The sequence below is a fragment of the Bifidobacterium phasiani genome (assembly GCF_019331775.1).
GTDB lineage: Bacteria > Actinomycetota > Actinomycetes > Actinomycetales > Bifidobacteriaceae > Bifidobacterium > Bifidobacterium phasiani.
Genome location: NZ_JAHBBD010000038.1, coordinates 1 through 10,085 on the forward strand (window position 1 = coordinate 1; position 10,085 = coordinate 10,085).

Sequence of the window (10,085 nt, forward strand, 5' to 3'; positions counted from 1 at the left end):
CCTGCTCCAGCGGGATGACCGTCCCGCCGAGGTCTCCGACGCCACCGACGCCGCCACCGCCATCCTCGACGGCACGGTCATCCCGCTGGAGCAGGTGCCCGACGAGGTGTTCTCGAACAAGATCGTCGGCGACGGCGTGGCGTTCGAGCCGACCAGCACCGTCGTGCGCGCGCCGGCCGACGCCGAGGTCACCGTCGTCATGGCCGACACCGGCCACGCCTGCGGCCTGACGCTGGCCAACGGCGTCGAGCTGCTCATCCACGTGGGCGTCGACACCGTGGCGATGGGCGGCGACGGCTTCCGCCTGTTCGTCAAGGGCGGCGACCATGTGCGCCGCGGCGACCCGCTGATCGAGTTCGACCCGGAGAAGATCAGGGCCGCCGGCCATCCGACCACGACGATGCTGATCGTCACCAGCCCGGGCAACGCCGGCGCGATGACGATGCACACCGGCATCCCGTCCCAGGCGGGCGTGACCCCGGTCATCACCTGGTGAGCCGTGCGCGCGGCGGCGACGCATCCTTCCGCCGCCGCGCGCCCACCCCGACCCGATCCCGACACACGAACGACTTACGAACGACATACGAAAGGACAGGTGTCCAACGATGGGCAGCACCAACGAACCCGACTTCCGCAGAAGCGTCGTCTACCAGATCTACCCGAAGTCCTTCTGCGACTCCAACGGCGACGGCCTGGGCGACCTCAAGGGCGTGATCTCGAAGCTCGACTACATCGCGGGCCTGGGCGTCGACTACATCTGGTCGACCCCGTTCTTCGTCTCCCCGCAGCACGACAACGGCTACGACGTGGCCGACTACTACAACGTCGACCCGGCCTACGGCACGATGGAGGACGTCGAGACGCTGATCGCCGAGGCCGACAAACGCGGCATCGGCCTGATGTTCGACATGGTCTTCAACCACGTCTCCACGGACCACGAGTGGTTCCGCAGGGCGATGGCCGGCGACCCGTACTACAAGGACTTCTTCATCTTCCGCAAGGGCAAGCCGAACGGCGACCCGCCCACCAACTGGGAGAGCAAGTTCGGCGGCAGCGCCTGGCGGTACGTGCCCGAATTCGACGAGTACTACCTGCACCTGTTCGACCCCACCCAGGCCGACCTGAACTGGGAGAACGAGAACGTGCGCAAGGAGATCCAGAAGATCCTGCGGTTCTGGATGGACAAGGGCGTGCGCGGCTTCCGCTTCGACGTGATCAACCTGATCAGCAAGGGCGCGTTCGAGGACGACGAGACCGGCGACGGCCGCCGCTTCTACACCGACGGGCCGAAGATCCACCAGTACCTGCAGGAGATGAACGCGGCCACGTTCGGCGGCGACCCGAAGTTCGTGACGGTCGGCGAGATGTCGAGCACGACGATCGAGAACTGCTACCGGTACGCGGGGCGCACCACCGGCGAGCTGTCGATGGTGTTCAGCTTCCACCACCTCAAGGTCGACTTCATGGGCAACGAGAAGTGGGTGCTGGTGCCCGCCGACTTCGGCAAGCTCAAGAGGATCATGTTCGAGTGGCAGACCAAGATGGCCGAGCACGACGCGTGGAACGCCGTGTTCTGGTGCAACCACGACCAGCCGCGCGTGGTCACCCGCTTCGGCGACGACGAGCGCCATTGGAAGGAGTCGGCCACGATGCTGGCCACCGTGGTGCACTGCCTGCGCGGCACGCCCTACATCTACCAGGGCGAGGAGCTGGGCATGACCAACACCGACTTCACGTCCATCGACCAGTTCCGCGACGTGGAGAGCCTGAACTACTACCGGATCCTGCAGGACAGGGGCCTCAAGCCCGCCGACGCGCTGCGCATCGTGCAGATCCACTCGCGCGACAACGCGCGCACGCCGATGCAGTGGGACGACTCGCGGTACGCGGGCTTCACCGCGCCCGACGGCCCCGGCCCGTGGCTCGGCGTGAACGGCAACCACACGCGCATCAACGCCGCCGCCGAGGTGGCGGACCCGGATTCGGTGTACCACTACTACCGGCGCCTGGTCGCGCTGCGCAAGGAGCTCGACGTCATCGCCTACGGCGACATCGAGCCGCTCGCCGAGCACGATCCGCAGGTGTTCGCCTACCGCCGGACCTGGGAGGGCCACGAGCTGATCATGGTCGCGAACTTCTACGGCCGCGACTACCGGTGGCGCGACGCCCCGTCGACCGAGGGCTTCAAGCTCATGATCGGCAACTACGACGAGGCCCCGGCCGACGCGCGGACGCTGCGGCCGTTCGAGGCCCAGGTCTGGTATCGCTGACCGTCTCGACCGCCGGCGTCGAAGGCCCCGGCGCATCTGACCGAGTGATGATGCGCCGGGGCCTTCGGCGTCCGTTCCGGTCGTCTCCCGCGGACTTCGGCGGATGGTGTGCGGGGAGCGGCGGGATTCCGCCCTTGCCCGCGGACCATCCGCCGAAGTCTGCGGCCCTGCCCAGGCCCCGGCACCGACCGGCACCGGCCAGGAATAGGACCAGAACCGGAATCGACCAAGGGCTCTGAACAACAAGGGCAGACCCGGACAAGGCCGGACCGGTCGGGGTTGGAATCAGGCCGGCCCGGACCGGATCACGCAATCAGCGCGCAGAACAGGGCCTCGAACACCAGGGTCGGGTTGCCGTTGCCGTTGAGCCGGCGGCGGGCGACGGCGATGTCCTCCAGCCGTTCCACGGCGCCCGCGCGCGTCAGCCGCACCGACAGCTCGGTGATCGCCTCGCGGTTCTCCAGGTTGATCAGCCCGACCGCGTCCTCGGCGTTGTTCTGCAGCACGGCCACGTCGCGGTAGATGCTCGCGACCGTGTTCAGCGCGCGGTCGAGCACGTCGCGGCTGCGGCGGGTCGCCCGGCGCCTGAGCTCGTCCTTCTTGGCGATCGCGTTGTACGCGCCGCGCAGCGCCGTGGGGATCCGGTCCTTCTCCCCCAGCCCGTTGACGCGCCGGAAGTCGGCCTCCGCCTCGGCGGCCTGGCGGTCGACGTCGTCCTTCGCCTGCCCCTGCGCGTTCTCGATGAGATTGCCGGCCAGCAGCACCGCGTCGGACGCCCGGCGCAGCCCGAGCACGCCGACCACCAGGTCGTCGCGGTCGGCCAGCACGCGGTCCTGCGTGGCGTACAGCCGCGCGACGCCGATATGCCCCTCCGCCAGCCGCGCGGCGCGTGAGGCCAGCCGGGGCTCGACGCCCGCCTCGCGCTCCAGGAACGCCGCCACCGCCTGGTTGGACGGCACGGCCAGGCTCACGATGCGGGTCCGTGAGCGGATGGTGGGCAGCACGTCCTGCGCGCTGGGGGCGCACAGCAGCCAGATCGTGTGCTCGCTCGGCTCCTCGATCTCCTTGAGCAGCACGTTCGTCGTGCGTTCGAGCATGCGGTCGACGTCCTCGATGATGATGATGCGCCACGGCGCGGTGCTCGGCATCTGCTCGGACGTGGCGATCAGGCCGCGCACCTCGTCGATGCCGATGGTCACCTTGTCGGTGGCGAGCACGGCGACGTCCGGATGCGTGCCGGCGAGCACCTGCCGGCTGACGCGCGTGGGCTCGTCGCCCAGGCCGTGGTCGGGGCTTTCCAGCGCGGCGGCGAAGGCGCGCGCCACGTTCGAGCGGCCGGACCCCGGGGGTCCGCAGATCAGCCAGGACTGCGCGATGGCCTTCGGGTCGCCCGAGGCGACGGCCTTGAGCTGCTCGACGGCCTGCCTCTGGCCGACGATGGCGTCCCACACGCTCATCGGGCACCTCCGTCCGCGGGACGCGCGTCCGGACCGGGTGCCGTCGCCGCGCGACGCGCGGCCGTGGCGGCGATTCCGGGCTCCTGCGCGACGAGGGCGTCGAAATCGGCGCGGATGGCGGACCACACCTGCGCGATGCTCCGCGACGCGTCGACGGTGAGGAAGCGATCGGGCTCGGCCTGGGCCAGGTCGAGGAACGCCCGGCGGGTGCGCTCCTGGAACCCGTCCCCCGCCGACTCCATGCGGTCGGCGCTATGGGTCAGCCGCTCGTGGGAGAGCGCGGGGTCCATGTCCAGCAGATACGTGCGCCCGGGCAGCAGGTCGTTGGTGGCCCACAGGCTCAGCGAGCGAATCTGCGCGGCGGTCAGCTCTCGCCCGCCCGCCTGGTAGGCCAGCGACGAATCGAGGTATCGGTCGGTGATGACGACGGCGCCGCGCTCCAGGGCGGGCAGGATCGTTTCCGCCACATGCTGGGCACGGTCCGCGGCGAAGATCAGCGCCTCCGTCCGCGGGGCGATGTCGGCGGCGCGGGCGGGCGACCCGTCATCGTTCGGTTCGGCGGGCACCCCGTGCAGCAGGAGCCGGCGCAGGGCCTTGCCGAGCGGCGTGCCGCCGGGCTCGCGGGTCACGACGACGTCGAGGCCCATCGACAGGGCGTGGTCGCGCAGGCGGGCGACCTGCGTGGTCTTGCCCACGCCGTCGACGCCCTCGAACGAGATGAACAGCCCTGCCATCGGCTCCCCTTTCATACGGTTCCACCAAGACTACACACCGCGTCCGGCCAACACTCCGGGACCGGTCCGTGTGGCGCCCGCACGCTCCCGCATGAACCGCCCCGGTCCGAACGGCTCCGACCCGGCGAGCCAGGCGAATCCCGGCAAACCCCGGCGACTTCCGCCCCGGGCGGGGATGCGGCCGCCGAACGCGGCGGCGCCAACCGCCGTGCGGCCCGGGCAATCATCGAGCCGGTGGTTCCAGGCCCGTGCCCGCCGTATCCACCGCCGTGCGGCCCGGGAGACCATCGAGCCGCTCGTAGCCGGCGCGGCGGATCCCGCCGGCCGCCCGCACAATCCGGAGGAATGCGGGCTATTCGGCCTTGGCCTTGGTGCCGGCCGCGGACTTGCGCGCCGTCGTGGACTTCTTGGCTGTGGATTTGGCCGTCGACTTCGCCGCCGTCTTCCTGGTCGTGGTCTTCTTCGCCGTCGCGCCGCGGCGGGTGCGGCGCTTGGCCGGTCCGGCGGCGCGCTTCTCGGCGAGCAGGCGGAAGGCCTCGGCCGGTTCGATCGACTCGGGCGTGTACTGCTTGGGCAGCGTGCGGTTGGTCTCGCCGTCGGTGATGTACGCGCCGTAGAAGCCGTCCTTGATGGTGACGGGCTTGCCGTTCTCCGGATCGGGGCCCAGCTCGCGCAGCGGCGGCTTGGCGGCGCCGCGCCCGCGGCCGCGGCCGTACTTCGGCTGGGCGAACAGCTCCTTGGCCTTCTCCAGGTCGACGGTGAAGATCTCGTCCTCGCTGCCCAGCGAACGCGTCTCGGTCTTGCCGTCGGCGGCGGTCTTGGTCAGGTACGGGCCGTATCGGCCGTTGCTGGCGGTGATACTCGCCTGCGAGACCTCGCCGGTCTCGGCGTTCGTCTCCTCGACGGTGCCGAGCTCGCGCGGCAGGCTCAGCAGCCGCAGCGCGTCCTCCAGCGTGATGGTCTCGGGGGTCATCGTCTTGAACAGCGAGGCCATCTTCGGCTTCGGCGCGGCGGCCTTGCGACCGGCGCGCCTGGAGCCGGCCTTGGGCTCGGCCGCGGCGCCCTCCCGGCCCCCGGCCTCGGCAGGCGGAACCAACGCCACGTACGGGCCGAAGCGGCCGGTGCGCACCTCGACGGTGCCGCCGGTGGCCGGGTCCTTGCCCAGCTCGCGCGGGCCGCCGGCGTTCTGCTCGATCAGCTCGTGCCCGACCTCGACGGTCAGCTCGTCGGGCGCGAGCGTGTCGGGCAGGGAGGCGCGCTTCGGGTTGCCCTCGGCGTCCAGGTTGCGCGTGTCCTCGAGGTAGGGGCCGTACCGGCCGACGCGCACGTGCAGGCCGTCGCCGATGTCGATCGTGTTGATGGCGCGGGCGTCGATCTCGCCCAGCTGCGCGACCTGCTGCTGCAGGCCGGCGTGCGCCTCGTCGGCGTTGGCGGCCGCGCCCTCGCCGGAGCCGAAGTAGAAGCGGGTCAGCCAGTCCTTGCCGCGCTCCTTGCCGTGGGCGATCTGGTCGAGGCCGTTCTCCATGTCGGCGGTGAACTGGTAGTCGACGTACTTGGGGAACTTCGTCTCCAGCAGCCGGGTGACGGCGAACGCCAGCCAGGAGGGGATCAGCGCGCGGCCGCGCTCATACACGTAGCCGCGGTCGATGATCGTGGAGATGATGCTCGCGTAGGTCGACGGGCGGCCGATCTCCTTGGCCTCCAGCGTGCGCACCAGCGACGCCTCGGTGTAGCGGGCGGGCGGCTGCGTCTCGTGGCCGTCGGGTTCGACGGAGGTGGCGTGCAGCTCGTCGCCGGTGGCCATCGGCGGCAGCGAGGCGTTCTCGTCGGCGGCCTTGGAGCTATCGGCCGGGGCGGACCCGTCAGCCGTGCCGGCCTTGTCCGCGCGCTCGGCGGCGCGGCGCCCCTCGCCGGTCGCCTTCATGAAGCCGGGGAACTCGATGACCGTGCCGGAGGACTGGAAGATCGCCTCGCCCAGCTCGCCGGCCGGCGCGGACAGCCGCACGGTCGCGGTCGAGCCGGTCGCGTCGGCCATCTGCGAGGCGAGCGTGCGCTGCCAGATCAGCGTGTACAGCCGCAGCTGGTCCGCCGGGACCTTGGTCGCCAGCTCGGCCGGGTCGCGGAAGCGCGCGCCGGCCGGGCGGATGCACTCGTGCGCCTCCTGGGCGCCGGCGGTGCGGGTCGTGTACTGCTTCGGCGCGTCGGACAGGAACGCCTTGCCGAAATGCTGCTCGACCGCGCCGCGGGCCGCGGTGATCGCCTCCTGCGACAGCGTGACCGAGTCGGTGCGCATGTACGTGATGTAGCCGTTCTCGTACAGCCCCTGGGCCGCGCGCATCGTCTGGCGCGAGCTCATGCCGAGGCGGTTGCCGGCCGCCTGCTGCAGCGTCGAGGTGGTGAACGGCGGCTGCGGGCGGCGGCGGTACGGCTTGGTCTCCATCGAGACGACGGTGAACGCCGCGTCCGCGACGGCCCGGGCCACCGCCTCGGCCTGCGCCTGGTCCAGCAGGCGCACGTCGCCCGCATCGGCGACGAGCCGGCCGTCGGGGCCGAAGTCCTTCGAACCGGCCAGGCGGCTGCCGGCGAGCGCGACCATGCGCGAGTCGAAGCGCACCTCGGCGCCCTCGGCGTCGGGCGCGGCCAGCGTGGCGGTGACGTCCCAGTACGGGGCGCGGACGAAGGCCATGCGCTCGCGCTCGCGCTCGACGATCAGGCGCGTGGCCACCGACTGCACGCGGCCGGCGGACAGGCCGGGACCGACCTTGCGCCACAGCACCGGGGACAGCTCGTAGCCGTACAGGCGGTCGAGCACGCGGCGCGTCTCCTGGGCGTCGACCATGTGGGCGTCGACGTCGCGCGTGTGCGACAGCGAGGCCTTGATCGCCTCGGGGGTAATCTCGTGGAACACCATGCGCTTGACCGGCACCTTCGGCTTGAGCGTCTCGACCAGATGCCAGGCGATGGCCTCGCCCTCGCGGTCCTCATCGGTGGCGAGGTAGAGCTCGTCGGCGTTCTTCAGCGCGGACCTGAGCTCGGCGACCGTCTTCTTCTTGTCGCCGTCGACGATGTAGTACGGCGTGAACCCGTCGTTGACGTCCACGCCGAACTTGCCGAAGCGCTCCTTGTCGGCGGCGGGGACCTGGCTGGGCTGCGCGAGGTCGCGGATGTGGCCCACCGAGGCCATCACGGTGTAGCCGTCGCCAAGGTATCCCCCGATCTTCCTGGCCTTGGTGGGAGACTCCACAATGACGAGCTTGGTGCCGGTTGCCATGTCTTCTCCTTATGACGTGCGTTCGAAAGGTCATCTTACCCACGCGGCGGCGGCAATGCCCAACCCCGCCGTGTGGCGGACTGGGCGCTCAGCGGTGCGGCGGGGCCGGCGGCGCGCCCACCAGGCCGGCGCGGGACAGCGGCGCGGCGGTGATCTGCCGCATCGCCAGCACCAGGCCGAACACCAGCAGCGTCACGCCGGCGGTCAGCGCGACCGTCGACGCGCAGGCGCCGGACCGCGCCCATTCGGCGGACAGCTCGAGGCCGGGCTGGATCTGCCAGATCAGGTACGCCGCGTACAGGCTCGCCATGACGCCGCCGGTGACCATCACCGTGCCGACGATCTGCACGGCGGGCGAGGACGCCCTGCCGCCGGGCGCGTCCATGCCGGACGTGCGGGTGAACGCCAGGGCCAGCAAGGCCAGCCCGCCGGTCAGCAGCAGCGCCATGACCACGTCGGTGGTGCGGTGCCAGTGCGCGTCGATCACCGAGACGGCGACCAGGAACGCGAACGCGGCGCCGAGCACGGCGACGATCGCACGGCCGACGCGCGGCACCGTCAGCAGCAGCGCCATCCCCGCCGCGGCGGCCAGGATCGTGTGGCCGGACGGCGCGGAGTTGACGGCGTTCGACTCGGTATAGACCAGGAACGGGCGGGGCAGCACGTACTTCAGGCGCGACACGGCCAGGCACAGCAAGCCGAACGCGGCCGCCTGCCCGATCAGCCACCAGCGGCGGCGCGCCACGGCCGACGCCAGCGCCCCGACCGCCAGCAGCGCGGCGACGACCTCCACCACCAGCGAGACCGCGAACACGCCGATGGCCGGCGCCATCCAGCCGGGCAGCATATCCGGCAGATAGGTGTACACCATGTCGTCGTACGACTGGCCGTCCACGGTGCGCACGCCCAGCCACCACACGCCGGCCGCGGCAGCCAAAAGCAGCAGGCCGAACACCACGCACAGCACGCGGCTCGAGGTGCGTGGGCGCACGGTCAGCGGGTCGAGCCGGGCCAGGCCGCGGTCGATGTCCGCGGCGGACAGGCCGGGGTCTGCCCCGGCGCCCGGGTCGTCCGCGGGGCGCAGCAGCGGCGGGGCCGCGGGCCCGGCGGGCGTCCGGTCCGCCAGCATGTTCGCCGGGCCGGCCGGGTCCACCACCGTCGGGAAGGGGCCCGGGGCCGCGGCGGACGGCGACGCGACGGATGGGCGGTCGACGTGGTCGGCACGGCCGGGGACTGGCTGGATGGGAACGGACTGAGCGGACTGGTCGGACCGAACGGTCTGGGCGGGAACGGACTGCTCAGACCGGTCAGGGACAGGGTGGACTGGCTGGCCGGACTGGACCGGCTGGTCGAACTGCTCGGACTGGTCAGAGACGAGCTGGGCAGGCTGCCCGAGCTGGTCACGGGCAGGCTGGACGCGCTGGTCGCGGGCAGGATGCTCGGACTGGTCATGAACGGGCTGGCCGGACTGCCCAGACCGGTCGGGGACAGGGGCGATGGGATGGTCGTGGGCGGGTTGGACGGGCTGGTCGGACTGCCCGGGCTGCGGTGCGGGAGTCCGCTGATTGCGTTCGTCGGTCATACCCACGACTCTACGGCCACACTCCCGACAGCGGCCGCACCGGCGTGGGGCTCAGGGCGAAACCCGCACAAACCCGCGGCGGACGGGCGCGAGCCACAGGGCGCGGAGCATGGACCGCGACAGCGGCATGGCGGTCGCTGGCGTCGGTTTTGGTTGGTAAACAACGAGGCGACTGCGTTTTACCAGACGCTGGGCGATTCCCAGTGTCGGTTCGGTAGCACAGGTGCCGCCGCAGGTGCTACCGAACCGACGCCCGAGCGACAACGACTGCGCCAGGTTGAGCGTCGGCAAGGATGAGGCACGAGAAAGCCACTGGCGGGGCAGGAAAAAAGAAAAAACCTCCACGCACCCGTCAGAGGCCACTTACCCTTGCTGCATTCCTGCCCTGGGGGAGTTGGGTGACGTAACGCCACATGGAGGCTTGAACCAGTGTACACCATCCCCGGACATGGCACGGCCGTGCGCGGATGCCGTGCACGTCGGGCCCGGGACGGGGAGGCCGGGCAAGCCGGCGGGTAGCATGGGTGAGGGCGCACGCTCGGTGCGCACGGGCCGGCGCACGCCGGCGATACCGGAACCGACGGACGGATAAGACGTGTAAGGAGCATGGCATGGCGGACGAGATGCCCGATCTGGTGGTGGTTGGTGCGGGTTTGTTTGGTCTGACGGTGGCGCAGCAGGCGGTGGAGCGTGCGGGCGCCAGGGTGGAGATCGTCGAGGTGCGCGACCATATCGGCGGCAACGCGTACTCGTACATGGACGAGGAGACCG

General features: G+C 71.0%; 7 protein-coding genes and 1 other RNA gene. 3 read left to right on the forward strand and 5 right to left on the reverse strand.

Translation table 11 applies throughout. The annotated features are described in order from the left end of the window. Both KIH73_RS10505 and treC read left to right on the forward strand, forming a co-directional pair. Positions 1 to 496 (forward strand): PTS sugar transporter subunit IIA (locus tag KIH73_RS10505; protein ID WP_219083289.1); only part of this gene is annotated, 496 nt, incomplete at its 5' end. A 109-nt stretch (positions 497 to 605) separates the two neighbouring features. Beyond that, the gene (gene treC / locus KIH73_RS10510; RefSeq protein ID WP_219083291.1) at positions 606 to 2,270 is read left to right on the forward strand and encodes an alpha,alpha-phosphotrehalase; all 1,665 of its coding nucleotides are present in this window, start codon (positions 606 to 608) and stop codon (positions 2,268 to 2,270) included. Between the two features lie 305 nt (positions 2,271 to 2,575). Here the strand turns inward: treC and KIH73_RS10515 are convergent, their stop codons facing one another. From KIH73_RS10515 to ffs, 5 genes are all read right to left on the reverse strand, one after another. Next, entirely contained in the window at positions 2,576 to 3,727 is a 1,152-nt protein-coding gene (locus KIH73_RS10515) for a DNA polymerase III subunit delta' (RefSeq protein WP_219083293.1), read from the reverse strand. Further along, positions 3,724 to 4,461, reverse strand: coding sequence for a dTMP kinase (gene tmk, locus KIH73_RS10520; RefSeq protein WP_219083295.1), 738 nt, complete (start codon positions 4,459 to 4,461; stop codon positions 3,724 to 3,726). The genes KIH73_RS10515 and tmk overlap by 4 nt, the downstream gene beginning before the upstream one ends. 352 nt (positions 4,462 to 4,813) lie before the next feature. Then, positions 4,814 to 7,732, reverse strand: coding sequence for a type I DNA topoisomerase (gene topA, locus KIH73_RS10525; RefSeq protein WP_219083297.1), 2,919 nt, complete (start codon positions 7,730 to 7,732; stop codon positions 4,814 to 4,816). A gap of 88 nt (positions 7,733 to 7,820) precedes the next feature. Beyond that, positions 7,821 to 8,861: a phosphatase PAP2 family protein gene (locus KIH73_RS10530; protein ID WP_219083299.1), complete on the reverse strand. Its 1,041-nt coding sequence runs from the start codon at positions 8,859 to 8,861 to the stop codon at positions 7,821 to 7,823. 782 nt (positions 8,862 to 9,643) lie between these two features. Continuing rightward, positions 9,644 to 9,740: signal recognition particle sRNA small type (gene ffs, locus KIH73_RS10535), an RNA gene on the reverse strand. Between the two features lie 185 nt (positions 9,741 to 9,925). Between ffs and KIH73_RS10540 the strand changes: the two genes are divergently transcribed. Continuing rightward, a partial coding sequence (locus KIH73_RS10540; protein ID WP_219083301.1) for an NAD(P)-binding protein occupies positions 9,926 to 10,085 on the forward strand: 160 nt, incomplete at its 3' end.

Excerpts from the sequence above, each read along its gene's own strand:
- treC (WP_219083291.1), top strand. The coding sequence starts at position 606 with ATGGGCAGCACCAACGAACCCGACTTCCGCAGAAGCGTCGTCTACCAG.
- KIH73_RS10515 (WP_219083293.1), bottom strand. The coding sequence starts at position 3,727 with ATGAGCGTGTGGGACGCCATCGTCGGCCAGAGGCAGGCCGTCGAGCAG.
- tmk (WP_219083295.1), bottom strand. The coding sequence starts at position 4,461 with ATGGCAGGGCTGTTCATCTCGTTCGAGGGCGTCGACGGCGTGGGCAAG.
- topA (WP_219083297.1), bottom strand. The coding sequence starts at position 7,732 with ATGGCAACCGGCACCAAGCTCGTCATTGTGGAGTCTCCCACCAAGGCC.
- KIH73_RS10530 (WP_219083299.1), bottom strand. The coding sequence starts at position 8,861 with ATGCTGGCGGACCGGACGCCCGCCGGGCCCGCGGCCCCGCCGCTGCTG.